Origin of the sequence: Streptomyces sp. NPDC057616 (assembly GCF_042800575.1) — a bacterium.
Classification (GTDB): Bacteria; Actinomycetota; Actinomycetes; order Streptomycetales; family Streptomycetaceae; genus Streptomyces.
The window spans coordinates 24638-48665 of sequence record NZ_JBHVGU010000017.1 but is presented as its reverse complement, the minus strand read 5'-3'; the positions used below and the strand labels follow the sequence as shown (position 1 = coordinate 48665).

28 protein-coding genes and 1 tRNA gene are annotated in these 24028 nt (G+C 71.2%); 10 read left to right on the top strand and 19 right to left on the bottom strand.

Annotated features, from left to right (window positions below; translation table 11 throughout):
- Positions 1 to 18: 18 nt before the first annotated feature.
- On the bottom strand, positions 19 to 2565 hold the full coding sequence (locus ACFU97_RS22145; RefSeq protein ID WP_384259056.1) for an MFS transporter: 2547 nt from the start codon (positions 2563 to 2565) through the stop codon (positions 19 to 21).
- A 13-nt stretch (positions 2566 to 2578) separates the two neighbouring features.
- Positions 2579 to 3079, bottom strand: coding sequence for a MarR family winged helix-turn-helix transcriptional regulator (locus ACFU97_RS22140; RefSeq protein ID WP_384259053.1), 501 nt, complete (start codon positions 3077 to 3079; stop codon positions 2579 to 2581).
- A gap of 205 nt (positions 3080 to 3284) precedes the next feature.
- Between ACFU97_RS22140 and ACFU97_RS22135 the strand changes: the two genes are divergently transcribed.
- Complete coding sequence (locus ACFU97_RS22135) at positions 3285 to 3488, top strand: hypothetical protein (RefSeq protein ID WP_384259051.1); 204 nt, start codon at positions 3285 to 3287, stop codon at positions 3486 to 3488.
- A 12-nt stretch (positions 3489 to 3500) separates the two neighbouring features.
- On the opposite strand, the gene ACFU97_RS22130 is transcribed toward ACFU97_RS22135, so the two are convergent.
- The 9 genes from ACFU97_RS22130 to ACFU97_RS22090 form a co-directional block, all read right to left on the bottom strand.
- Positions 3501 to 4259 carry a hypothetical protein gene (locus ACFU97_RS22130; protein ID WP_384259049.1) on the bottom strand — a complete coding sequence of 253 codons (759 nt, stop codon included), beginning with the start codon at positions 4257 to 4259 and terminating at the stop codon, positions 3501 to 3503.
- A 54-nt stretch (positions 4260 to 4313) separates the two neighbouring features.
- Positions 4314 to 5204, bottom strand: a complete 891-nt coding sequence (locus ACFU97_RS22125) for an RNA polymerase sigma factor SigF (RefSeq protein ID WP_384259046.1) — start codon at positions 5202 to 5204, stop codon at positions 4314 to 4316.
- Between the two features lie 304 nt (positions 5205 to 5508).
- Complete coding sequence (locus ACFU97_RS22120; RefSeq protein WP_384259044.1) at positions 5509 to 6360, bottom strand: RNA polymerase sigma factor SigF; 852 nt, start codon at positions 6358 to 6360, stop codon at positions 5509 to 5511.
- 170 nt (positions 6361 to 6530) lie between these two features.
- Positions 6531 to 6824: a Dabb family protein gene (locus ACFU97_RS22115; RefSeq protein WP_384259042.1), complete on the bottom strand. Its 294-nt coding sequence runs from the start codon at positions 6822 to 6824 to the stop codon at positions 6531 to 6533.
- Positions 6825 to 6836: 12 nt separating this feature from the next.
- Entirely contained in the window at positions 6837 to 7013 is a 177-nt protein-coding gene (locus tag ACFU97_RS22110) for a hypothetical protein (protein WP_384259040.1), read from the bottom strand.
- Between the two features lie 84 nt (positions 7014 to 7097).
- Positions 7098 to 7182 (bottom strand) — tRNA-Ser (locus ACFU97_RS22105).
- 67 nt (positions 7183 to 7249) lie between these two features.
- A complete protein-coding gene (tadA, locus tag ACFU97_RS22100; RefSeq protein WP_384259359.1) occupies positions 7250 to 7675 on the bottom strand; it encodes a tRNA adenosine(34) deaminase TadA in 426 nt (141 codons plus the stop codon).
- Positions 7676 to 7734: 59 nt separating this feature from the next.
- Positions 7735 to 8262 (bottom strand): hypothetical protein, encoded by a 528-nt coding sequence (locus ACFU97_RS22095; RefSeq protein ID WP_384259357.1) that lies wholly within the window; start codon positions 8260 to 8262, stop codon positions 7735 to 7737.
- 241 nt (positions 8263 to 8503) lie between these two features.
- Positions 8504 to 8698, bottom strand: a complete 195-nt coding sequence (locus tag ACFU97_RS22090; RefSeq protein ID WP_384259038.1) for a hypothetical protein — start codon at positions 8696 to 8698, stop codon at positions 8504 to 8506.
- A 96-nt stretch (positions 8699 to 8794) separates the two neighbouring features.
- Here ACFU97_RS22090 and upp point away from each other — a divergent pair, with 96 nt between their 5' ends.
- Positions 8795 to 9430: a uracil phosphoribosyltransferase gene (upp, locus tag ACFU97_RS22085; protein ID WP_384259036.1), complete on the top strand. Its 636-nt coding sequence runs from the start codon at positions 8795 to 8797 to the stop codon at positions 9428 to 9430.
- A 93-nt stretch (positions 9431 to 9523) separates the two neighbouring features.
- Here upp and ACFU97_RS22080 read toward each other — a convergent pair whose 3' ends face one another.
- Both ACFU97_RS22080 and ACFU97_RS22075 read right to left on the bottom strand, forming a co-directional pair.
- Positions 9524 to 10174, bottom strand: a complete 651-nt coding sequence (locus ACFU97_RS22080) for a LytR C-terminal domain-containing protein (RefSeq protein WP_384259034.1) — start codon at positions 10172 to 10174, stop codon at positions 9524 to 9526.
- 112 nt (positions 10175 to 10286) lie between these two features.
- Positions 10287 to 10583, bottom strand: coding sequence for a type II toxin-antitoxin system VapB family antitoxin (locus ACFU97_RS22075; RefSeq protein WP_003999914.1), 297 nt, complete (start codon positions 10581 to 10583; stop codon positions 10287 to 10289).
- Between the two features lie 104 nt (positions 10584 to 10687).
- Between ACFU97_RS22075 and ACFU97_RS22070 the strand changes: the two genes are divergently transcribed.
- On the top strand, positions 10688 to 12289 hold the full coding sequence (locus ACFU97_RS22070; RefSeq protein ID WP_384259031.1) for a helicase HerA-like domain-containing protein: 1602 nt from the start codon (positions 10688 to 10690) through the stop codon (positions 12287 to 12289).
- Positions 12290 to 12310: 21 nt separating this feature from the next.
- On the opposite strand, the gene ACFU97_RS22065 is transcribed toward ACFU97_RS22070, so the two are convergent.
- The 6 genes from ACFU97_RS22065 to ACFU97_RS22040 all read right to left on the bottom strand — a co-directional run bounded on the left by ACFU97_RS22065 (position 12311) and on the right by ACFU97_RS22040 (position 16499).
- Positions 12311 to 12436: a hypothetical protein gene (locus ACFU97_RS22065; RefSeq protein ID WP_384259028.1), complete on the bottom strand. Its 126-nt coding sequence runs from the start codon at positions 12434 to 12436 to the stop codon at positions 12311 to 12313.
- A 48-nt stretch (positions 12437 to 12484) separates the two neighbouring features.
- Positions 12485 to 12799: a hypothetical protein gene (locus ACFU97_RS22060; RefSeq protein ID WP_384259026.1), complete on the bottom strand. Its 315-nt coding sequence runs from the start codon at positions 12797 to 12799 to the stop codon at positions 12485 to 12487.
- A 72-nt stretch (positions 12800 to 12871) separates the two neighbouring features.
- Positions 12872 to 13543, bottom strand: a complete 672-nt coding sequence (locus ACFU97_RS22055; protein WP_384259024.1) for an HdeD family acid-resistance protein — start codon at positions 13541 to 13543, stop codon at positions 12872 to 12874.
- Between the two features lie 60 nt (positions 13544 to 13603).
- Positions 13604 to 14197 carry an HhH-GPD-type base excision DNA repair protein gene (locus ACFU97_RS22050; protein ID WP_384259021.1) on the bottom strand — a complete coding sequence of 198 codons (594 nt, stop codon included), beginning with the start codon at positions 14195 to 14197 and terminating at the stop codon, positions 13604 to 13606.
- Between the two features lie 25 nt (positions 14198 to 14222).
- Positions 14223 to 15713 carry an FG-GAP and VCBS repeat-containing protein gene (locus ACFU97_RS22045; RefSeq protein ID WP_384259019.1) on the bottom strand — a complete coding sequence of 497 codons (1491 nt, stop codon included), beginning with the start codon at positions 15711 to 15713 and terminating at the stop codon, positions 14223 to 14225.
- 75 nt (positions 15714 to 15788) lie between these two features.
- The gene (locus ACFU97_RS22040; RefSeq protein ID WP_384259017.1) at positions 15789 to 16499 is read right to left on the bottom strand and encodes a siderophore-interacting protein; all 711 of its coding nucleotides are present in this window, start codon (positions 16497 to 16499) and stop codon (positions 15789 to 15791) included.
- Positions 16500 to 16577: 78 nt separating this feature from the next.
- Between ACFU97_RS22040 and ACFU97_RS22035 the strand changes: the two genes are divergently transcribed.
- The 7 genes from ACFU97_RS22035 (at position 16578) to ACFU97_RS22005 (ending at position 24012) form a co-directional block, all read left to right on the top strand.
- Positions 16578 to 18707: a penicillin acylase family protein gene (locus ACFU97_RS22035; RefSeq protein WP_384259015.1), complete on the top strand. Its 2130-nt coding sequence runs from the start codon at positions 16578 to 16580 to the stop codon at positions 18705 to 18707.
- Entirely contained in the window at positions 18700 to 19308 is a 609-nt protein-coding gene (locus tag ACFU97_RS22030; RefSeq protein WP_384259013.1) for a GNAT family N-acetyltransferase, read from the top strand. The genes ACFU97_RS22035 and ACFU97_RS22030 overlap by 8 nt, the downstream gene beginning before the upstream one ends.
- Entirely contained in the window at positions 19305 to 19772 is a 468-nt protein-coding gene (locus ACFU97_RS22025; RefSeq protein ID WP_384259010.1) for a cupin domain-containing protein, read from the top strand. Before ACFU97_RS22030 ends, ACFU97_RS22025 begins: the two co-directional genes overlap by 4 nt.
- Entirely contained in the window at positions 19769 to 20527 is a 759-nt protein-coding gene (locus tag ACFU97_RS22020; protein ID WP_384259008.1) for an SDR family NAD(P)-dependent oxidoreductase, read from the top strand. The genes ACFU97_RS22025 and ACFU97_RS22020 overlap by 4 nt, the downstream gene beginning before the upstream one ends.
- 280 nt (positions 20528 to 20807) lie before the next feature.
- The gene (locus ACFU97_RS22015; RefSeq protein WP_384259005.1) at positions 20808 to 22139 is read left to right on the top strand and encodes an ABC transporter substrate-binding protein; all 1332 of its coding nucleotides are present in this window, start codon (positions 20808 to 20810) and stop codon (positions 22137 to 22139) included.
- A gap of 8 nt (positions 22140 to 22147) precedes the next feature.
- The gene (locus tag ACFU97_RS22010) at positions 22148 to 23125 is read left to right on the top strand and encodes a carbohydrate ABC transporter permease (RefSeq protein ID WP_384259003.1); all 978 of its coding nucleotides are present in this window, start codon (positions 22148 to 22150) and stop codon (positions 23123 to 23125) included.
- Positions 23122 to 24012, top strand: coding sequence for a carbohydrate ABC transporter permease (locus ACFU97_RS22005; RefSeq protein WP_384259001.1), 891 nt, complete (start codon positions 23122 to 23124; stop codon positions 24010 to 24012). Before ACFU97_RS22010 ends, ACFU97_RS22005 begins: the two co-directional genes overlap by 4 nt.
- Positions 24013 to 24028 lie beyond the last annotated feature (16 nt).

Below are 24028 nucleotides of genomic sequence, written 5' to 3'. Positions count from 1 at the left end.
CACGGGCCGGAGGTCGAACTACTCGGCCGGGTGGGCCAGTTCGATGTCGTGGTCGTCGACGCCGCGGCCGTTGACCGTCAGGGCCGTCGCGACCGGCGCGTAGCCCGTCGCGATGACGGTGTACTCGCCGCTGTCGAGGTCGGTGAAGGCGTACGCGCCGTCCGCGCCCGTGGTCGCGGTGCCGACCACGTTGCCCGCCCCGTCCACGAGGGTCACCCGGGCGTCGGCCAGCGGACCGTGCGGCGCCCGGACGACGCCCTGGAGCTGGGCGCCCGAGTCGAGGTCGACCTCGATCCGGGTGACGCCGGTGCCGCCCACCTCGACGGGCAGCGCCCGCGGCCGGAACCCGGCGGCGTTGACCGCGATGGTCACGGCGCCCGGCACCAGCTCCGCGAAGGAGAACTCACCCTGCTCACCGGTGGCCTGGGTGGCCAGCAGATCACCGCGCACGTCGGTCACGATGACCATGGCGTCCTTGACGGGCAGCGCCGTCGCGGCGGCCCGCACCACACCGTTCAGCCCGCTGGTGCCGCTGAGCAGGATGTCGTACGAGACCGGCTCGCCGTTCACCACGACCGTGGACGCCTGCGGCTGGAAGCCGTCGGCGGAGGCGATCAGGACGTACGAGCCGGTGCCCGGCGCCTCGAGGGCGTAGGAGCCGTCGGCCTGCGCGACCGACCGGCCCAGCTGCCGTCCCGCGAGCGAGATCAGCGTGACCGCGGCCTGCGGCACGGGCGCGCTCTCGTTGCCGCGCACGAAGCCGCGCACCGGGGTGCCGCCGGAGGAGGCGGACTCCTCGGGCCGCGCGATGGTCGCGACCGCGGCGAGCCGCTGGGTGCCGTCGGCGGCGGCGGCCGTTTCCGAGATCGCCCAGCTCGGGAGCTTCTCGGTGACCGGTGCGGCGGCCGCGGCCTCGGCGGCGGCCGGAGCCGCCTCGGACTCGGCACCGGCGTCGGGGGCCTCCTCCGCGGCGGCGGCCTGCGCCAGCCCGCCCTTGGTGCGCAACGGGACCTCCTTGATGAACAGGCTGATCAGGAACGCGAGGGCCGCGAGGCCGCCGGCGATCATGAAGACATCGGCGATGCCGTGGCCGTAGGACGACTCCAGGAGCGTGCGCAGCGGCGTCGGCAGCTTGCTCAGGTCCGGGATGCTGTCGTTGGAGTTGCTCGAACCGGCCAGCGCGGCCCGGAACTTCGGGTCGAGGGCGGCGGCGCCCTCCTGGACGTAGTGCGTGATCCGGTGGGACATGACCGCGCCGAGCGCCGAGACGCCGACCGCACCACCGAGCGAACGGAAGAAGGTGACGGTGGAGCTGGCCGAGCCGAGGTCGCCGGGCTCGACCTGGTTCTGCGTGCACAGCACCAGGTTCTGCATCATCATGCCGATGCCGAGACCCATGAGGGCCATGAAGATGGCCATCTTCCAGTAGTCCGTGTCGTACCGGATGGTGCCGAGCAGGCCCAGGCCGGCCGAGACCAGCACGCCACCGCTGACCAGCCACGCCTTCCAGCGCCCGGTGCGGGTGATGAACTGCCCCGAGACGGTGGAGGAGACGAACAGACCGCCGATCATCGGGATCGTCAGGACACCGGACATCGTCGGGGACTTGTCCCGGGCCAGCTGGAAGTACTGGCTGAAGAAGACCGTGCCGGTGAACATCGCGACACCGACGAACAGCGAGGCCAGCGACGCGAGCGTGATGGTGCGGTTGCGGAACAGGCGCAGCGGGATGATCGGCTCGCCGGCCTTGGACTCGATCAGGATGAAGAGCGCGCCGAGCACGATCGAACCGCCGACCATGGTGTACGTCTGCCAGGACAGCCAGTCGTACTTGTCACCGGCGAAGGTGACCCAGACCAGCAGCAGCGAGACGGCGGCGGCGACGAAGGTGGCGCCACCCCAGTCGACCTTGACGTCCCGCTTCACGACCGGCAGGTGCAGCGTCTTCTGCAGCACGATCAGCGCGATGACGGCGAAGGGGACACCGACGTAGAAGCACCAGCGCCAGCCCAGCCACGAGGTGTCGGTGATGACACCGCCGAGCAGCGGGCCGCCGACGGTGGCGACGGCGAAGGTCGCGCCCAGGTAGCCGGAGTACCGCCCGCGCTCGCGCGGGGAGATCATCGCGGCCATCACGATCTGGGCGAGGGCGGACAGGCCGCCGACGCCGATGCCCTGGAAGACACGGCAGGCGATCAGCATGCCCGGGTTCTGCGACAGACCGGCCGCCATCGAGCCCAGCACGTAGATGATCAGGGCTATCTGGACGAGTGCCTTCTTGCTGTACAGGTCGGCGAGCTTGCCCCACAGGGGCGTGGTCGCGGTCATCGCCAGCAGCGAGGCGGTGACGACCCAGGTGTAGGCCGACTGACCGCCGCCGAGGTCGCTGATGATGTGCGGCAGCGCGTTGGTGACGATCGTGGACGACAGGATCGCCACGAACATGCCGAGCAGCAGCCCGGAGAGCGCCTCCATGATCTGCCGGTGCGTCATCGGGGCGTGCTCGGCGGAGCCTCCCCCGTGCTTGGCATGAGCCCGCACACCGGCTGGTGTGGTCGTTGCCATGGGCTTCCTTTTCTCAAGTGCTCGCGGGTGTACGGGTGGTCGGTTCGAGTGCGACGGCCGGCGGCGGCAGTCGCGGCGGCGCGGGGCGGCAGTCGTCGAAGCTGGCCCGCAGCCGGGTCATGAGCCGCGTGAGCTGGGCGACCTCCTCGTCGCTCCAGTCGGCGAGCCGCTCGGCGAGCAGCTGCGTGGTCCGCTCGGACAGCTCCTCCAGGCGGGCCAGGCCCGCCGGTGTGAGGTGCACGATCCGGGACCGTTTGTCCGCCGGGTCGGGGGAGCGGTCGATCCAGCCGCGGTCGGCGAGGTGTGCGACATGGCGGCTGGTGACCGACATGTCCACGGCGAGCAGCTCCGCGAGCTTGCTCATGCGCATGTCTCCGTAGCGGCCCAGGAGGGTCAGTACGGCGGCGCTGCCGCTCGGGCAGTCGGACGGCAGGATCCGGCCGAGCTCCCGCTTCACGGCACCGAAGGCGCTGAACTGCCTGATCAGCTCCTCGTACTGCGTCCGCTCGGCCATCCCACCTCCCACGTTCGTTGCTTAGGGCAACCATAAGAGTTGTTGGTTGCTGCAGGCAAACAAAATGGCCGGGTGTGGGACAAAAACTTGGCAAAGGCAAGTATTGCGAACGTAAACATGCAGGTGAGAGTGATTGTCGAGAGGCTGTAGAGGTCGGTCGCCCCCCACTTGGGCCGCACCCGGTGATTCGCTAGGGTCTCCTGCCATGGCTAACCCCCAGGGCCCCCAGGGCAACCACGACCCCGCTGGCAGCACCCAGATGTTCCGCGCGTTCGTCGACGAGGGCCCGCAGGGCCGGCAGGGCCGCCAGCAGGCCCCGGCGTCCTCCGGTCCCCGGATCGGCCTGATCGTCGGCATCGTCGTCGCGGTGGCGGTCGTGGCGGCCGTCGCCTGGCTCGCGATGATGTAGCGAGAGCTCAGGTCACTTCCACCGGACGGTGACGTCCCGCGTCTCGATGTGCATGCCCAGCGGCACGCGCCAGTCGTCCACGCACACCGTCCAGGTCTTCTTCCTGTCCGCCCCGGCGCCGATCGGCGCCGGGAGCGGTACGTCGGAGGTCCGCGTCGCCCAGTCGATGCCGAGCGCGCCGATGATGTGCGTGCCGAACGTGACCGTGCCCGAACGGACCGGCGTGCCGCCGGAGTTGGTGAAGGTCAGCGTCACGTCCTCGCACCAGCGCCGGTCCGTCGCCTTCCGCTTCGGCCCGCTCCAGCTCAGCTCGGCGGGCCCGGCGGGCGCCTCGGAGCCGTGAGGTGCCGTCGGCGACGGCGAAGCCGGGCTCCCGGAGCCGGACGTGGCGCCGCTGCCGGTGCCACTCCCGCTGCCACTGTGGCTCGCCCTGCCGCCGCCCGCCGACGCGGTCCCGGCGGCCGGGGCCGCTGCCGTTCCGGCCGGCAGACCGTCCGGCACACCGCGCGAACTGCCGCCCGCCGCGGGGGAGTCGCTGCCGTCCTGGGCCCCGTCCAGGGGTACGAGCGTCACCCCGCCCGTCGGAGCCGCCGCCGCGCCCGAGGCCCGGGGCGCGCCGCCGGCCGCTCCGGTGGCGACGTAGCCCTCGCCCGGACCGCCGCCCCCGCACGCCGCCAGTGCGGCGCCCAGGCAGACGACGGCCGCCGACGCGCCGATCAGGGCGCCTCGACGGCCACGTGTCCATGTCGTCCCAGTAGTCCCGCGCAGCATCGCGCCATGGTGGCTGACGCTCCGTCAAATAGGAACCCCCGGGCCGGGGTTCGCTCAGTCCGAGATGAGCCCCTCGCGCAGCTGCGCCAGAGTGCGGGTCAGCAGGCGGGAGACGTGCATCTGCGAGATGCCGACCTCCTCGCCGATCTGCGACTGCGTCATGTTGGCGAAGAAGCGGAGCATGATGATCTGCCGCTCGCGGGGCGGCAGCTTGGCCAGCAGCGGCTTCAGGGACTCGCGGTACTCCACGCCCTCCAGGGCGGTGTCCTCGTAGCCCAGGCGGTCCGCCAGGGAGCCCTCGCCGCCGTCGTCCTCGGGGGCCGGGGAGTCCAGCGAGGAGGCCGTGTAGGCGTTGCCGACCGCGAGGCCGTCGACCACGTCCTCCTCGGAGACGCCGAGCACGGCGGCGAGTTCGGGCACGGTCGGGGAGCGGTCGAGCTTCTGCGAGAGTTCGTCGCTGGCCTTCGTCAGGGCCAGCCGCAGCTCCTGCAGCCGGCGCGGCACGCGCACCGACCACGAGGTGTCGCGGAAGAACCGCTTGATCTCACCGACGACGGTCGGCATCGCGAAGGTCGGGAACTCCACGCCCCGCTCGCAGTCGAACCGGTCGATCGCCTTGATCAGGCCGATCGTGCCGACCTGGACGATGTCCTCCATCGGCTCGTTGCGCGAGCGGAAGCGGGCCGCGGCGTAGCGCACCAGCGGGAGGTTGAGCTCGATGAGGGTGTCCCGCACGTACGCGCGCTCGGGGCTGTTCTCGTCGAGTGCGGCGAGCCGCAGGAAAAGGGAGCGGGACAGGGTGCGGGTGTCGATGTTCTCCGGGGCCGGGATGGCCGGGGCGTCGGGCGCCTGAACCACCGGAGCTTCGTCGAGCACGGCGTCGGCGGGCGCGGAATCGCTCTTCGTGAGCGTGAGCACCTTCGAGCTGCCCTGATCTGCGGACATGCCACCCCCTCTGGGTCGCGGGACGGTCGCGGCCGAAGTCCCCTCGGCGAGGAGTTCAGCCTTCACCTGAATACCGGAGCCGAAGCCCCGGCAAACGCGCTTGGGGAAGAATGTCACATGTCGGCAACACGCTGTAGTGACATGTCGACACGTGAGATACGAATCGGCCCTGGAAAGAGGGGGTCTGAGGCTTTTTCGGCACAGAAACGTCAGGAACATCCCTGGTGAGCGATTCGCTCTCCCAGGTTACGCGTCGATCCTGTTTGCGATCTGCGGTGTTGCGGGGCGTGCGCCTGTGCGCCTCTTATGCCTCGATCCGATTGGCGGATCGCAGCCGCTGGAAGCTACGCGCGAGTAGCCGCGACACGTGCATCTGGGAGACGCCGAGTTCCGCGCTGATTTGTGACTGGGTGAGGTTGCTGTAGTAGCGCAGCAGAAGGATTCTCTGTTCCCGCTCCGGCAGTTGTACGAGGAGATGGCGGACGAGATCCCGGTGTTCGACGCCGTCCAGGGCGGGATCCTCGTAACCGAGCCGGTCGAGCAGGCCCGGCAGTCCGTCCCCCTCCTGGGCGGCCTCCAGGGAGGTCGCGTGGTACGAGCGGCCCGCCTCGATGCAGGAGAGGACCTCCTCCTCGGTGATGCGCAGCCGCTCGGCGATCTCGGCGGTCGTCGGGGTGCGCCCGAAGGCGGTCGTCAGGTCCTCGGTGGCGCTGTTGACCTGGACCCACAACTCATGGAGGCGGCGCGGGACGTGGACCGTGCGGACGTTGTCGCGGAAGTACCGCTTGATCTCGCCGACCACGGTCGGCATCGCGAAGGTCGGGAACTGCACGCCCCGGTCCGGGTCGAAGCGGTCGATCGCGTTGATCAGCCCGATGGTGCCGACCTGGATAACGTCCTCCATCGGCTCGTTGCGGGAGCGGAAGCGGGCCGCCGCGTAGCGCACGAGCGGGAGGTTGGCCTCGATCAGCGCCCCGCGCACCCGGATGTGTTCGGGGCTGCCCGGACTGAGCGTCTTGAGCTCGCCGAAGAGCACCTGGGTCAGCGCCCGGGTGTCGGCGCCGCGGCTGCGCGGCGGTGCGGCCTCGGTCGGGGCTGTCGCGGTCTCCGACGCGGCTTCCTGGGGCGGTGCTTGAGGCGCAGTACTGGCCGGCACGGTCAACTCCGCCTCGCAATCGATCAACTCATCCGTCAAAAGTGGTCATAGCATCACAAGAGATGTGGACTGTGTGCAAGCACCGCATTACGCCGTGTTGAGGGCAAGTTGGGGAAAAGCATGCGAAAAGGCCCCACACCGGTCCCGGTGCGGGGCCCTCGCGGGCCGGCTCAGTACTCGTAGTCGGCGATCACCCAGGTGGCGAACTCCTTCCACAGCGCCACGCCCGCCTGGTGCTCGGGGTGCTCGACGTAGCGCCGCAGCGAGGCCGCGTCCTCGAAGCCGGAGTTGATGGCGAAGTCGTAGGCGATGGGGCGGTCGCTGAGGTTCCAGCCCAGTTCCCAGAAGCGGATCTCGGGGATCTTCCCGTCCAGCGCCCGGAAGGCCTCCTCGCCCGCCGCGACGCGCGGATCGTCGCGCAGGACGCCCTCGTTGAGCTTGAAAAGGACGAGATGCCGGATCATGCGCGCTCCTAGCTAGTGGGCCCCGTTGGCCAGCCAGGTGAAGAAGTCGCCGATGGCCTTCGCGGCGTCCGAGATGCCCTCGAACCCTATCTGGACGTAGTCCGCGGCCTTGGCGGGGTCTGTGATGATCACGTACAGGGCGAAGACCACGAGCGCATAGACGGCGATCTTCTTCGCATTCACCGCCACCGCGGCCTCCCGAGTCACAAGTTGCCCAACGACCGCACATGATCGCACGAAGGGCCCCGTCTTTCGACGGGGCCCTTCTTCAAGCGGTAGCGGAGGGATTTGAACCCTCGGTGACTTGCGCCACACTCGCTTTCGAGGCGAGCTCCTTCGGCCGCTCGGACACGCTACCGAGGGAGACCTTACAGCACGCCGGGCAGTGCTCTGAAATCGGTATTCGGCGGGACAGGGGGCAGGACTCAGCGGGACCGGAAGAAGTCGGTGAGGAGGCGGGCGCACTCCTCGGCCAGGACTCCCTCGATCACTTCGGGGCGGTGGTTGAGCCGCCGGTCGCGTACGACGTCCCAGAGGGAGCCGGCGGCCCCGGCCTTCTCGTCGCGGGCGCCGTAGACGACGCGGTCCACCCGGGACTGCACGAGCGCGCCCGCGCACATCGTGCAGGGCTCCAGGGTGACGACGAGCGTGCAGCCGGACAGCCGCCACTCGCCGAGCTCGGCCGCCGCCCGGCGGATCGCGAGGATCTCGGCGTGCGCCGTCGGATCGCCGGTGGCCTCCCGCTCGTTGTGCCCGGCCGCGAGCACGGTCGAGCCGTCCGGGGCCAGCACGACGGCGCCGACGGGGACGTCCCCGCCGGCCCGTCCGGCCTCGTCCAGCGCGCGCCGCATCGCGGCCCGCCACGGGTCGCGCACCGGGTCCGGAGTTCCTCCTGCGGTCGCCGGTGCGGTCAGCGGACGGTCTCCAGGACCTCGGAGGCGCCCAGGGCCTCGGCGATCGCGCTCAGGGCGTCCTCGTCCAGGATGCGCAGCTCCTTGGCGCTGACACCCAGGTCGTCGAGGATCTCGACGTCGCCGACGGGGCTGTGCGGCACGGCCTCGGCGGACGGGCCGTCCTCGTCGCCGTCGTCCTCGTCCTCACCGTCCTCGGTGCCGTCGAGGTCGAGGGAGTCCAGATCGGCGTCGTCGTCGCCGGGCTCCCTCCCGAGCAGTTCGTCGGTGAGCAGGATCTCTCCATAACTGCTGCGGGCAGCGGCGGCGGCGTCCGAGACGTAGATACGAGGGTCGTCCTCGCCGTCGACGCGGACGACGCCGAACCACCCGTCTTCCTGCTCGATCAGCACGAGCACCGTGTCGTCCTCGGTCGAGGCTTCCCGGGCGAGGTCGGCCAGGTCCGACAGGGTCTCCACATCGTCGAGCTCTGTGTCGCTCGCTTCCCACCCGTCTTCGGTGCGCGCGAGCAGTGCGGCGAAGTACACCGTGACTCTCCCACTGGTCATAGGCGTGCCGGTTGGGGGTCCCCCCGGCGGAGGTTCTGGGCGGGGAGAGCTGTGCTCCGAGCCCCACCCACTCGGAATCGTGGCAGAAACAAGGCCTTCAGGGGACGTCTTCCGCTCCCTGTGTCCGCCCGTTTTGATCGACCACGAGCGGGATCGTACGCGGCGATCCTTGTCGGCGCGCAAAGGGCCGCCCTTCCACGCGCCTTGGGTTCGGCCGGAGTTACCAGCGGAAGGTGCGCATGCGCATGGCGTGGCGCAGCCGGGCGGTCTTGGCGCGGCGGGGCTGGACACGGTCGCGCAGTTCGCGTGCCTCGGCGAGATCACGCAGGAACTGGGCCCTGCGGCGACGGCGCTCCGCGTCGCTCTCGTCCGGCGACGCGTCCTTCTCGGCTTCGCTCTCAGGCAGGTCAGGCATAGGCTCACCACCCCCCGGTCCGTCCCTCCCACTTTCCCTCTGATGGGCGGTTTGATGCCAGCGCAAGGGTTACGGGGGCGCGGTTACTGTTAGGGCATGCGTCTCCACGTCGTCGACCACCCCCTGGTCGCCCACAAGCTCACCACCCTGCGCGACCGGCGCACCGACTCCGCGACCTTCCGCAGGCTCGCCGACGAGCTGGTCACCCTGCTCGCGTACGAGGCCACACGTGACGTGCGCACCGAGCAGGTCGACATCGTCACCCCGGTCGCCCCGACGACCGGCGTGAAGCTCTCCTATCCGCGCCCGCTGGTGGTGCCGATCCTGCGCGCCGGTCTCGGCATGCTGGACGGCATGGTCCGGCTGCTGCCGACCGCCGAGGTGGGCTTCCTGGGCATGATCCGCAACGAGGAGACGCTCCAGGCGTCCACGTACGCCTCCCGCATGCCCGAGGACCTCTCCGGGCGGCAGGTGTACGTCCTCGACCCGATGCTGGCCACCGGCGGCACGCTGGTCGCGGCGATCCAGGAGCTGATCAAGCGCGGCGCGGACGACGTGACGGCCGTGGTGCTCCTCGCCACGCCGGAGGGCGTCGAGCTGATGGAGCGGGAGCTGGCGGGCACGCCGGTGACCGTGGTGACGGCCGCGGTCGACGAGCGGCTCAACGAGCACGGGTACATCGTGCCGGGGCTGGGGGACGCGGGCGATCGCCTCTACGGCTCGGCGGACTAGCGTTCGCCGATGTCGCCGTCGGGGTGCGGGTGTGTCGGCGGCTGCCGGTCTCGTGCGGCTGGTCGCGCAGTCCCCGTGCCCCTCGGGGCGTTGCTAGCAAGCCTTCTTCGACGTCGGCGTCGGCTTGGGGTTCTGCAGGGCCGCCAGGGCCTTGTCCGCCGTCGGCTTGGCCGTCAGGGTCTTGAAGCCGTCGCCGATGACCAGGTCCACGTCGGCGCCCTTGCGGGCAGCGTCCGTGCGGCGTTCGGCGGTGGAGAGCTGTGTGGCGAGGACCGGCAGCGAGCTGTTCAGGGAGGACGCGGGGCCCAGCAGGACTCCCGTGCCCTTGACCTTCTTGTCGAACTCCTTGGACGCGTTGCCCACGTCGCCGATCTTGAAGCCGCGCTTCTTGAGCTCGTCCGCCGTGGTCTTGGCCAGGCCGCTGCGCGTGGTGGCGTTGTAGACGTTCACCGTGATCTGGCCGGGCCTGGGGGCGGCGGCGCCCTTGGTGCCGGTGGCGGCGGCCGACGGGCTCACCTTGGACCCGCAGTCCGCCTTGGTGCCGGCCGCCGAGGCCTTCTTGCCGCCGCCGGTGAAGACGTCGATGAGCTGCAGCGTGCCCCAGGCGACGATCGCGAGCGCGGCGACGGAGGCCACGACCGCGGCGACGAGCCTGCCGCGCCGACGGCGCTGGCGCATCCGGGGGTATTTGTCCCCCGTGATCTTGTACTTGCCGCCCATGCCCGGGGGAGTCAGCATGCTCATGGGCGCAGCGTAGTGCGCCTGAGCGGCAATGCCTACTAGATGATCATTGCAGTCCGCGCAGGTGAACCCAAAAGGGCCAAGCCTTTACCGGCGGGCCGCGCCGGGGCGGGGCTCAGTCCAGTTCGAGCACGCGCGCGTGCAGCACCTGACGCTGCTGGAGGGCCGCCCGCACCGCGCGGTGGAGACCGTCCTCCAGATACAGGTCGCCCTGCCACTTGACCACGTGTGCGAACAGGTCGCCGTAGAAGGTCGAGTCCTCGGCCAGGAGGGTCTCCAGGTCGAGCTGTCCCTTGGTGGTGACGAGCTGATCGAGGCGGACCGGGCGCGGCGCGACGTCCGCCCACTGCCGGGTGCTTTCCCGGCCGTGGTCGGGGTACGGCCGGCCGTTTCCGATGCGCTTGAAGATCACACGGAAAGCCTACCGGTCAAGACCTTCCGGGCGCAGCCATGGAGACGGAGTGCGACGCTGGAAAAGAAGTTTCATAACGGGGCAAACAGCAACAGGGGCCCGATATGAGTGACAGCGAGACCATGCGTCCGGCCACCGCTCCCGAGGCACCGGGAAGTGCTCCGGCCCTCCCGCGGGGGGCCCTGGAGATCGCCTCCGGATACGCCTTCACCGGGCCGGCGCTCGATCTGGGAGCCCTGCTGTGGGACGGGTCGTGCCTGCCGGACGCGCAGATCCGCATCCCGCTGCCCATGCTCAACCGCCACGGCCTGGTCGCGGGCGCCACCGGCACCGGCAAGACCAAGACGCTCCAGCTGATCGCCGAGCAGCTCTCGGCGCAGGGCGTGCCGGTCTTCCTGGCCGACGTGAAGGGCGACCTGTCCGGCATCTCGGCGCCCGGGCAGCCGAACGACACGGTGCGGGGGCGGGCCGCCGAGGTCCACCAGGAGTGGACGCCGGCCGGGTTCCCGGCCCAGTTCTACGCGCTCGGCGGCCTCGGGCACGGCATTCCCGTACGGGCCACGATCACCAGCTTCGGGCCGGTCCTGCTGTCCAAGGTGCTCGGGCTGAACCAGACCCAGGAGCAGTCCCTCGGCCTGATCTTCCACTACGCCGACACCAAGGGTCTGGAGCTGGTCGACCTCAAGGACCTGCGGGCCGTCGTCGCCTTCCTGACCTCGGACGAGGGCAAGGCGGAGCTGAAGAACATCGGCGGGCTGTCGACCGCCACGGCCGGGGTGATCCTGCGCTCGCTGACCGCCTTCGAGGCCCAGGGGGCGGCCGGCTTCTTCGGCGAGCCGGAGTTCGACACCGGCGAGCTCCTGCGGACGGCCGAGGACGGGCGCGGCACGGTCTCCGTCCTCGAACTGCCCGCCGTGCAGGACAAGCCGCAGCTGTTCTCGACCTTCCTGATGTGGCTGCTGGCCGACCTCTTCCACGACCTGCCCGAGGTGGGCGACGCGGACAAGCCGCGGCTCGTCTTCTTCTTCGACGAGGCGCATCTGCTGTTCAGCGACGCCTCGAAGGCATTCCTGGACTCGATCACCCAGACCGTGCGGCTCATTCGCTCGAAAGGGGTCGGCGTCTTCTTCGTCACGCAGACCCCGAAGGACGTACCGTCCGACGTCCTCGGGCAGCTCGGCAACCGGGTCCAGCACGCGCTGCGGGCCTTCACGCCCGACGACCAGAAGGCCCTGAAGGCGACCGTGAAGACCTTCCCGAACTCCTCCTACGACCTGGAGGAGCTGCTCACCGGGCTCGGGACCGGGGAGGCCGTGGTGACGGTGCTGAGCGAGAAGGGGGCCCCGACTCCGGTCGCGGCGACCCGGCTGCGCGCCCCCGAGTCCCTGATGGGGCCGGTCGAGGCCGGCGCCCTCGACGCGGCGGTGCAGGCCTCGCCGCTGCACGGCCGCTACGCACAGGCTGTGGACAGGGAGTCGGCCTACGAGAGGCTGGAGGCCGCCAGGTCGTCCGCAGGCGCCAAGGGGCCGGAGGAGATGGCGGCGCAGACCCGGCCCAGGTCCGCCCCGAAGGCCGAGGAGGAGCACTCCGTGGTCGAACAGGTCGTCGGCAGCGGCATGTTCAAGTCGCTGGCGCGGTCGGTGGGCACGCAGATCGGGCGGGAGATCACCCGCTCGCTGTTCGGGACGGCCCGGCGGAGGCGGTAGGCCCGCCTCCGCCGGGGGTGATCAGCGGCCCTGCTTGCGCGCGGGCTGCTGGGGTTGCGGTTTCTGCGCGTCCCGCCTCTTGGGCGCGCTGCGTGCGGCCTCCGCGCGCAGCAGGGCGCGCAGGACCGCGTACGGGTCGGTGGGCATGGCTGTGGTCCTCGTGTAGTGCCGACTGGTCCCGGGGAGCGGGGACGGTCAGCAGCGCAGGACCACGGTGCGCAGGGCGGGCAGGGGATGCGGCGGCCGTGGCGGCACGGGCAGGGCACCGCCGCGCGGGGCGGCGGGCGCCGGGGCGCCGCCCGGTGCGAGGGGCAGCGGTACGGCACTCCGGCGGACGACGTCGGACGGCGGGCGCACGGCCGCGTCCAGGACGTCGTACTCGACGATCTCGGCGGTCACGGCGGGCGTCGCGTGCACCTGGGAGTGGGCGCCCGGCACCAGCAGCGCGCACAGCAGCACGAGCGCCCGCAGCCAGGTGCGGCCGCAGGGCAGGCTTCGTGCGGTGCTCACGGGAGGTCGTCTGCCCACGACGCACCCGGTGTTCAGCACACCGGAGGCGAGATACGCCCGTATTGCGTACGGCTACACGGTGCGCGGCACCTGCTGGGCCCGGCCCCGCATACGGAGCGCCGTGACGATCTCGACGACACCGACCGCGACCAGCCAGATGCCGCCGACCAGGGTGAGGACGGCGACGGACTCGAAGGGCGAGTCGATCAGGACGATGCCGGCGACGAACGTGACGACCCCGAGGAGGATCTGCCAGCCGCGGGCCGGCATGGACGAGTCGTGGACGGCGGCCAGGGTCTGGGTGATTCCGCGGATCAGCCAGCCGATGCCGATCCACAGCGCGAGCAGCAGGGTCGACTGCATGGGCCCGCGGAAGCAGAACAGGCCCAGCATGATCGACAGGGCGCCGCTGATGAAGGCCAGCACGCGCAGCGAGGTCGTCCGGTGCGTGCCGAAGGCGGCGACCAGCTGGAAGACGCCGCTGCACAGCAGGTAGAGGCCGAACAGGACGCCGGCCGCGAACAGAGAGGCGCCGGGCCAGACGAGGACCAGGACACCGAGGATCAGCGAGGCGACGCCGGTGAGCAGGACGACCTGCCAGGCGGCCTGGGACAGGGCGTGCAGAGGGCCCTCGAAGGGCGGTTCCGGTGCGTGGGTGCCCGGCGCGGCCGCGCCGTGGACGGTGCCGGCGTGGACCTTGCGGTCGTCGTACTCCGGGCCCCAGGTGTTCGGTGGGTCGGTCATGCTCCATGCTCGGACCGGCGGCGCGCGCCCCGCCACCCCGGGGAGCCGGTCGGCTGACGCCTACTTCCCGGCGGCCTTCGCGGCCTTGGCGGCCGCCTTCGCCTCCTGCTTGAACGCCCGCACCTTGGTCAGCGACTCCGGCCCGGTGATGTCGGCGACGGAGCGGAAGGAGTCCACGTCGCCGTACGAGCCGGCCGCCTCGCGCCAGCCCTCCGGACGCACCCCCAGCTGCTTGCCGAGCAAGGCCAGGAAGATCTGCGCCTTCTGCTTGCCGAAGCCGGGCAGCTCCTGGAGCCGCTTCAGCAGCTCCCGGCCGTCGCTCACGCCTTTCCAGACGAGCTCGGCGTTCCCGTCGTAGTGCTCCACGAGGTACTGGCACAGCTGCTGGACGCGCTTGGCCATGGAGCCCGGGTAGCGGTGCACGGCCGGCTTCTCGGACAGCAGCGCGCCGAACGCCTCGGGGTCCATGGCGGCGATGTCGTGCGCGTCCAGGTCGTCGGCGCCGAGCCGGTCCGCGATCGTGCGCGGGCCCTTGAACGCCCACTCCATCGGGATCTGCTGGTCCAGCAGCATCCCGGTGAGCGCGGCGAGCGGGGAGCGCCCGAGGAGTTCGTCGGCCGCGGAGTCCTGGGCGAGGTGAAGGGTGACGTCCATGTCCCCGATCATGCCCCGGCGGGGGTCATTGCTCCACGTGAACGCCGGCGAGCGCCGCGCCGAAGTAGCCCTTGACGCCGTGGACGCCGATCCCGGAGCTCTTGCCGCACACGTTCACCGAGCCGTTCGGGACCGGGCCGGAGGCCGAGCCGCGGGCGATCCAGACGCAGCCGTCGGAGTTCTCGGTGGGCGCGCCGACGACCGTTTCCAGCTTGCCGTCCTTGTTCAGGTCGACGAGGTGCACGGCGGCGCCGAACTGGTCGCCGGTCTCGACGGAACCCGGCACGCCCGCCGTGTCCTGGGTGTAGCCGGCCGCCTTGGCGGTGGTCAGGCCGCCGGCGGAGCCGCGCAGCAGGACGGCGGTGCCGGCGGCCATGTGCGTGCCGACGGCCTCCCCGGGGGCGCCGACCAGTACGTCGGCGTATCCGTCGCCGTCCAGGTCGGCGACGGAGAGGGACTGGCCGAACTGGTCGCCGTCCTCCGCCGCGCCGGGCACGCCCGCCGTGTCCTGGTGGAAGACCTGCGGCTGCTGACCGGCGGTGATGCCCTGGGCGCTGCCGTAGAGGACCTGGATCTCGCCGCCGCGGCGGGCCCAGCCGGCCGGGCCGCCGGACATGGAGTCGTCGCTGGAGATGCCGGTGACGAGGTCGCCGTAGCCGTCGCCGTTGATGTCGCCGACCATGCCGGCGTGGCCGTCGGCCAAGGGGAGTTCGGTGCGCGGTGAGGCCGGCTGGGGCTCGCCCACCGGGGCGCCGTGCTGGACGAACACCGGTCCGCGCAGGTCGCCGTCGGTGGGGCCGGGCAGCCAGAACTGCTCCGCGTGCCCGTCGCCGTCGACGTCGCCCATCACGACACCGCGCGTCTCGCCGTAGAACCGGTCGAGGGCCGTCTGGGCCGCCTTGCCGGTGCGGGTGAACGGGCCCGTGTACGTGGCGGCGTCGCAGCCCGATCCGACGCTCAGCTCGGGGGCGCCGTCGCCGTTCATGTCGCCCGTGGCCAGGGACAGGCCGAAGCGGCAGTACGTCCTGCCGTCCCCGTAGCCGGTGGGCACGGAGATGTTCGTGCCGCCCTTGAGCCCGTCGGGCCCGCCCCAGACGACGGTCACCGAGCCCCGGGCGTCGTTGCTGCCGACGGCCTCGTCGGACGTGCCGACGATGAGGTCCGCGTATCCGTCCCGGTCCAGGTCGGCGCTGGTGACCGCCCGCCCGAAGCCGTCGTACTCCTCCGGGTCCCCGGGGATTCCCGCGGTCGCCTGGGTGAGGACCGTGCGCCGTGTCGCGCTCACCGACGACGACGAGCCGTACAGCACGACGACCGCACCGGCCGCGTCCACGGCGCCGTTGGCCGCGTAGGGCGCGCCGACCGCCAGGTCGCGGTATCCGTCGCCGTTGAAGTCGTCCTGCACGGCTGCCGCGTTGGCCCCCTTGTAGGGCGAGGCGGCCGAGGCCGGCACGGGGTTCAGCGGGACGGCGACGGCGGCGGCGAGCACGGCGGCGGCCGTGACGGCTCTGCGCAACGGGACTCCTCGACACGGGAACACAGGTCTGCGGACGGCCCATTGGACACACGAGCCGCACGAATGGTTGTGCGGTCAGTCGGCCCGCCAGTACCCCAGGGCGTGCACCCGGTCCTTCGGGACGCCGAGGTCCCTGCGGACGTAGGCGGACAGGGTCCGGGTGGTGCGGGTGTCGCAGGTGATCCAGACGTAGGGGTGCGCGCTGCCCGCCAGGATCGCGGGGAGTTCGGCGCGGACGCGGTCGACCAGTTCCCCGCGGGAGACGTGCCGCAGCTCGTGCCGGTCGGCGTCGGTGCGGAAGGGCGGATCGTCCTGGCCGCCCTCGAACCAGATGGTCGCGGGGACCGGACCGAAGGCGCCGAGCACGGAGTTGATGGCGGGCAGCGCGGCCGGGTCGCCCACGGCGAGCACGTGCGTGGGCGCGGGCTCCGGCTCGTCGAAGCGGGTGCCCTGGACGGTCGCCTCGATGGTGTCGCCGGGTCGCGCGGCCCGGGCCCAGTCGCCGGCGGCGCCCTCGTGCAGGGCGAACTCCAGCGTGAAGGCGCCGGTCGCGGGGTCCGGGTCGACCAGCGTGTACGCACGCTGGTGCGGCCTGCCCGCGTTGGTGAACCACAGCCGGACCCACATGGCGGGGTGGACGCCGGCCGCGGCGAGCAGACCGCCGTCGGTCAGCCGCAGCCGCCGGTAGAGCGATGTGACGTCCTCGGCCCGCGTGACGGTCAGGGTGAAGTCCTTCGCCCGCATCAGCCGGAGGACCGTGCCCTCCCAGCCCCGCCCCTGCGCCATGCCCTCTCCACCCCTCACGTACGATTCCTGCACCGATTACTTAGGTGAGGCTAACCTAAAATGCAGAGGGGTCACAGGGTGCCGACCGAGATCTACCGAGACGCATGGGGCATCCCCCACCTGCGTGCCGGCAGCGCCCGCGAACTGGCCCGGGCCCAGGGCCGCGTCACCGCCCGCGACCGTGCCTGGCAGCTGGAGGTCGAACGGCACCGCGCCCGGGGCACCTCCGCCTCCTTCCTCGGCACCGGGGCGCTGCCCTGGGACGTCTTCGTGCGCCGGGCCCGCCTCGACGACACCGCCCGCCGCTGCTTCGCCGCCCTGGAGCGGCGGGACGCGGAGACGGCGGACTGGGTGCGGGCGTACGTCGAGGGGGTCGACGAGGGGCTGGCCGAGGGGGCCGGCGGGGAGCAGCCGGCCGCGGGGGCCGGCGGGGAGCCGACTGCCGCCGCGGCGCCCGAGTTCGCGGCCGCGGGACCGACCCCCGGCGGGTGGGAGCCCTGGACCCCGCTCGGCGTCTGGCTCGCGACGCACATCCTGTTCGCGGGCTTCCCCGCAAAGCTCTGGCGCGAGGAGGCGGTGCGCCATCTGGGGGAGGAGGCCGTCGGCCTGTTCGCCACCGACGGACCGGGCACCGCCGGCTCCAACGGCTGGCTGGTGGGCGGCGAGCGGACCGCGACCGGGCACGCCGTCATCGCGGGCGACCCGCACCGCTTCATCGAGGACCCCGGCGTCTACCAGCAGATCCACCTCTCCTGCCCGGAGTTCGACGTCGTCGGCCTCGCCGTGCCCGGCGTCCCGGGCATCGCCCACTTCGGCCACACCGGCACCGTCGCCTGGGCCATCACCAACGCCATGGCCGACTACCAGGACCTGTACCGGGAGCGGCTGCGGCGCACGGGCGCGGGTGTCGAGGCCCTCGGCCCGGACGGCAACTGGCGCCGCGCCGCCCGGCACACGGAGACCGTCGAGGTGGCCGGCGAGGACCCGGTCGAGGTCGAGGTGATCGAGACGGACCGGGGGCCGGTGGTGATCGGCGGTCCCGAGGGCCTCGACGCGGGCGTCCCCGGCACACCCCCGGTCGCATTCAGCCTGCGCCACCCGCCCCGAGTCACCGCCGACCTCGGCTTCGGCGCGCTCCTGCCCCTGCTGCGCGCCCGCGGTGTCGCCGACGTCGACCGGGCCGTCGAGCGGTGGGTCGAGCCGGTCAACGTCGTGCTGGCCGCCGACACCGAGGGCGGGCTGCTGCACCGGGTCGCGGGGCGGGTGCCCGTGCGCTCCGAGGCCAACCGGACCCGGCTGGTGCCCGCCTGGGAGCCCGGGCACGCGTGGCAGGGCTGGGAGCGGATGCCGCGGGCCGACGTCACGGGCGGCGTCGCCGTGATGGCCAACCAGCGCGGCCTCGCCACGCCGCTCGGCGTCGAGTTCGCCCCGCCGCACCGCGCCGACCGCATCGCGGGCCTGCTGGCACAGCAGGACCACTGGGCGCCCGGCGACATGCCCGCCCTCCACATGGACACCCATCTCGCCTCCGCGGGCCCGCTGCTGGACCGTCTGGCGGCCCTGGAGGGCCTGTCTCCCGGGGCCGCCGCCCTGCGCGGTCGGCTGCTGCGCTGGGACCGCCGCATGGACGCGGACAGCGCCGACGCGGCCTGCTACGCGGCGGTGCGCGGCGCGGTCGTACGGCGCCTCGCCGCGCACCCGGCGTTCGCCGCGCTGGCCGTCCCGCCCGCCCATCCGGAGGTCTTCCTGCCCTGGCTCGCCCTCCTGCCCCGCATCGCCTTCGCGCTCGAACACCTGCTGAGGGCCGAGGAGTTGTACGGCGTCGACCGGGCGGGCGCGGTGCGGGCGGCCCTGGAGGAGGTGGCCGCCGAGCCGCCCGCCGGGACCTGGGGCGACGTCCACCGCCTCGCCCCCTGGCGGGCGCTGCCCACCGCCTCGTACGAGGAACCCGGTCTGTCCGGCGACCACGACTGCGTGCTGTGCACCTCCACCGTGCCCGGCCTGACCGCGCTGAGCGCGCGCGGACCGGCCGCCCGCTACGTGTGGGACCTGGCGCGGCGCGAGGACAGCCGCTGGGTGGTCCCGCTCGGGGCGTCCGGGGTGCCCGGCTCGCCCCACCACCGCGATCAACTCCCCTTGTGGCTCAAGGGGGATCTCGTCCCGGTCGTCACCGACTTCGGCCGGCTCACCAAGGAGAGCGATGTCTGACCCGTACGCCGACCGGAGCGCCGTCCACGCGCAGCACGTCGACGGCTTCGGCACCGTCCGCGTCCTGCCCCTCGACCCCCGGGCCGACGCGCCCGTGCTGCACCCCTGGGTGAGTGCGGAACGGGCCGTGTTCTGGGGCATGAACGGCCTCGGCCGCGACCAGGTCGAGGAGATCTACGGGCACATGGAATCGCTCGACACCCATCACGCCTTCCTGGTCGTCAAGGACGGGGCGCCGGCCGCGCTGCTGCAGACCTACGAGCCGGCGGCCGACCGCGTCGGCGAGTGCTACGAGGTGCGCGAGGGCGACATCGGCGTCCATCTGCTGATCGCGCCCCCGGGGGCGGCCGGCGCGCGCCCCGGCTGGTCCGCGGCGCTGCTGGCCGCCGTCGCCTCGTACGTCCTCGAGGTGCTGGACCGGCGCCGGGTGGTGGTCGACCCGGACGTGCGCAACGAGAAGGCGGTCGCCCGCTTCCTGCGCCAGGGCTTCGAGGCCGGCCCGGTGGTCGTGCTGCCCGAGATCGACGTCCCGGACGTGTACCTGCCCGAGAAGCGCGCTCAACTGGCGTTCCTGCGGCGGGAGGTAGCCTTCCCCGGATGACGCCCGATGACCTCGTCGCCCACTACGGACTCGAGCCCCTGCCCCGGGAGGGCGGCCTGTACCGCCAGACGTGGGCGGGCCCCGAGCGGCCGGACGGGCGACCCGAGGGGACGGCGATCGTCGCCCTGCTGACCGCCTCCGATTTCTCCGCCCTGCACCGTCTGCCCACCGACGAGGTCTGGCACCACTACCTCGGCGACCCGCTGGAGCTCCTGCTCCTCGCTCCCGACGGGACGTCGTCGGAGGTCGTCCTCGGGCCGGACGTCCTGGGCGGCCAGCGACCTCAGCTGACCGTGCCCGCCGGCACCTGGATGGGCGGCCGGACGGCCGGGGCGTGGACGTTCTTCGGCTGCACCATGGCGCCGGGATTCACCTTCGAGGGTTACGAGCACGGGGACGCGGCCGAGCTCACGGCGCGGTATCCGGACCGGGCCGCCCGGATCCTGCGACTCTCCCGGCCATGAGACTTCTCGACGGACAGACCGCCCTGGTCACGGGTGCGGGCGGTGGCATCGGACGCAGCATCGCCCTCAGGTTCGCGCAGGAGGGCGCCGCGGTCGCGCTGCACTGCCGCACCGCGCTCGCGCCGACGCGTGAACTGGCCGCGCGGATCGAGGAGTCGGGCGGCCGGGCCGTCGTCCTGCGGGCCGACCTCACCGACGAGGACGCCTGCCGCCGGGTGGTGGGGGAGGCCGCCGCGTGGCGCGGCGGACTGGACGCGCTGGTCAACAGCGCGGGGGTGCAGCCGACCCGGGAGCTGCCCGGGATGAGTGCGGCCGAGTGGCGGGCGGTCGTCGACACCAACCTGTCCAGCGTCTTCGCCTGCACGCAGGCCGCCGCCGAGGTCATGCGGGAGCGCGGCGGCGGCAGCGTGACGCACATCGCCTCCATCGAGGGACGCCAGCCGGCGGCCCTGCACGCGCACTACAGCGCCTCCAAGGCGGCCGTCGTGATGCACGCCCGGGCGGCGGCCCTGGAGTACGGCGTGTCAGGCATCCGCGTCAACACCGTCTCGCCCGGCCTGATCGGGCGCGACGGGTTGGAGGAGGCCTGGCCGGAGGGGGTGCGGCGCTGGCAGGAGGCGGTGCCGCTCGGGCGGCTCGGGCGGGCGGAGGACGTCGGGGACGCCTGCGTGTTCCTGGCCTCGCGGCTCGCGTCCTGGGTGACCGGCCACGATCTGGTGGTGGACGGCGGGGTGACCGCGCGCCCCACGTGGTGAGCCCACGCGATGATCCGCTCGACGCCAAGTCCCGGCAGCCGGGCGGCTGTTGGGGCGCTCCGGTAAGGCACCTTACGTAGCCGTATGTTCGGGTCCTCGAACGCAACGATCGCACGTGTGTCGGTTACGTTTCCACAAAGCTCATGGGCAGCTATTGACCGATGACCGGATATGGGGCTGTTATTACCGCCACGATGTTCGGTCGAGTTGATTTCTGGTCGGTTTCGAATGCTTTCGACATGGCGCAGCCGTGACCGAATCCCTGCCCTCAGGAGCCGTTATGTCAGACCTCTCCCCCTCGGGTCTCTCTCGTTCCAGCCGTGAGCTCCCTTCGCCCAGCCGCCGCAGCCTGCTGCGCGGTGCGGGCGGCGCCGCCCTCCTCGCAGGTGCCGGCATACCCCTGTTGAGCGCCTGCGGCGGCAGCGGCAGCTCATCCGACCCCAAGACCGTCAGCCTCGGCTCCAACGCCTCGGACGCGGTGCCGAAGAAGGCCTTCGCCGAGATCTACGCGGCCTTCAAGAAGCAGTCCGGCATCACGGTCGACGTCAACACCAAGGACCACAACACCTTCCAGGAGCAGATCAACTCGTATCTGCAGGGCACCCCGGACGACGTGTTCACCTGGTTCGCCGGCTACCGCATGCAGTTCTTCGCGGCCAAGAAGCTCGCCTCGCCCATCGACGACGTGTGGCAGAAGATCGGCGGCAACTTCCCCGACGCGATGAAGCAGCTCAGCAAGGGCGAGGACGGCAAGTACTACTTCGTGCCGCTGTACACGTACCCGTGGGCGATCTTCTACCGCAAGAGCGTCTTCCAGCAGCACGGCTACGAAGTCCCCACCACCTGGGACAAGTTCGTCGCCCTGTGCAAGCAGATGAAGAAGGACGGGCTGGTCCCGATCGCCTTCGGCGACAAGGACGCCTGGCCGGCGATGGGCACCTTCGACCAGATCAACTTCCGCCTCAACGGCTACGACTTCCACAAGTCGCTGATGGCGGGCAAGGCCTCCTGGACCGACACCAAGGTCAAGGCCGTCTTCGACCACTGGACCGAGATCCTCCCCTACCACCAGGACGGCTTCATGGGCCGCACCTGGCAGGACGCCGCGCAGGGCCTGGTGGCCAAGAAGTCGGGCATGTACGTCCTCGGCTCCTTCGTGGCCCAGCAGTTCACCAACAAGGCCGACCTCGACGACCTCGACTTCTTCCCCTTCCCGGAGATCAACTCCGCCTACGGCCAGGAGACCGTGGAGGCGCCCACCGACGGCTTCATGGTCAGCAAGTCCCCGAAGAACCACGCGGGGGTCGTCAAGCTCATGGAGTACCTGGGCACGCCGGAGGCCGAACAGATCTACCTCAAGGCCGACTCCAGCGTGGTGGCGGCCTCCAGCAAGGCGGACACCTCCTCGTACACGCCGCTGCAGAAGAAGGCGTACGCCATGATCAGCGGGGCCAAGAACCTCACCCAGTTCATGGACCGCGACTCCCGGCCGGACTTCACCTCCACGGTGATGCAGCCCAGCCTGCAGAAGTTCCTGCAGAACCCGAAGGGCATCGACAGCCTGCTGTCGTCCATCGAGCGCCAGAAGAAGACGATCTTCGCGTCGTCGTGAGCCACCCGATGAGCACCGACACCAACACGAAGAGCCCGGAGGCGGCAGCCGTGCCGCCTCCGGGCCGTGCGCCTGAGAAGCGGGTCGCGCGGGGGCACAAGCGCCTGCTGACCCGCCGCGACCGCATCACGCTCGCCGTCATGGCGGGCGTGCCCACGGTCCTGCACGTGGCCCTGGTCTGGGTCACCGCCCTCGCCTCGATCGCCCTTGCCTTCACCACCTGGGACGGCATCGGCTTCGACTCCATCAAGTGGGTGGGGCTGGACAACTTCAAGCAGCTGTTCACCGACAACCCGCAGTTCTGGCCCGCGGTCGAGCACAACATCATCTGGTTCGTCGTGCTCATCCTGATCCCGACGCCGATGGGCCTGTTCCTCGCCGTCCAGCTGGACAAGAAGATCCGGTTCACCCGCGTCTACCAGACCGCGTTCTTCCTGCCGGTCGTGGTCTCGCTGGCGGTCACCGGCTTCGTCTGGCAGCTCGTCTACAACCCCGACACCGGCCTGATCAACAGCATCATCGGGGCCAACAAGCCCGGCCACTACATCGACTGGATCGGCGACCCGCACCTGAACCTGTGGGCCGTCCTGGTCGCCGCCTCCTGGCGGCACACCGGCTACATGATGATCCTCTACCTGGCCGGCCTGAAGGGCGTCGACCCGTCCCTGCGGGAGGCCTCGGCGCTGGACGGCGCCAACGAGTGGCAGACCTTCAAGAACGTCATCTTCCCGACGCTGCGGCCCACCAACACCGTGGTCCTGGTGGTCACCATCATCGAGGCGCTGCGCGCCTTCGACCTGGTCTTCGTCTTCAACAAGGGCGCCCAGGGCACCGAGTTGCTGTCGATCCTGATCACCAACAACATCATCGGCGAGTCCAGCCGGATCGGTTACGGGTCCGCGATCGCCGTCGTCCTGCTGGTCATCTCCCTCGCGGTCATCATCCCGTACCTGATCGCGACCTTCCGGAAGGAGCGGCGCGCATGACCACACCCGCCGCCGCGCTCGGCCGGCAGCGCACCCCGGTCCGCCCGGCCCGCGTGCTGCTGCACGTGTTCCTCGTCGTCACCGCCCTCGCCTGGCTCGCCCCGCTGCTGTGGGCGGTCCTCGCGGCGCTGCGCCCGTACTCGGAGACCAGCACCAAGGGCTACGTCTCCTGGCCGGACAAGCTGAGCCTCGACAACTTCAAGAACGCGTTCGAGCAGTCGGACATGACGCACTACTTCGTCAACACGCTGATCATCGCGGTTCCGGCCGTGCTGCTCACGCTGCTGTTGTCGTCGATGGTCGCGTTCTACGTCAGCCGCTTCGACTTCCGGCTCAACATCTTCCTGCTGCTGGTGTTCACGGCCGGCAACCTGCTGCCGCAGCAGGTCATCATCACCCCGCTGTACCGGATGTACCTGCTGATCGACCTGCCGGGCGTCACGGCCAGCGGCAAGCTCTACGACTCCGCGCTCGGCCTGGTGCTCATCCACGTGGCGTTCCAGTCCGGCTTCTGCGCCTTCGTGCTGAGCAACTACATGCGCATGCTGCCGGACGAGCTGACGGAGGCGGCCCTGGTCGACGGCGCCTCGGTGTGGCGCATGTACTGGCAGATCGTGCTGCCGCTGTGCAAGCCGGCCATGGCGGCCCTGGCCACCCTGCTGTCCATCTGGATCTACAACGACTTCTTCTGGGCCATCGTCCTGATCTCCACCGGTGAGAACATGCCGATCACCTCGGCCCTGAACAACCTCTCCGGGCAGTACTTCACCGACCCCAACCTGGTCGCCGCCGGCGCCCTGCTCACCGCGATCCCGACCCTGATCGTGTACTTCGTCCTGCAGCGGCAGTTCGTCAGCGGCCTGACGCTCGGCGCCAACAAGGGCTGATCCCCGGGGCGGTCCG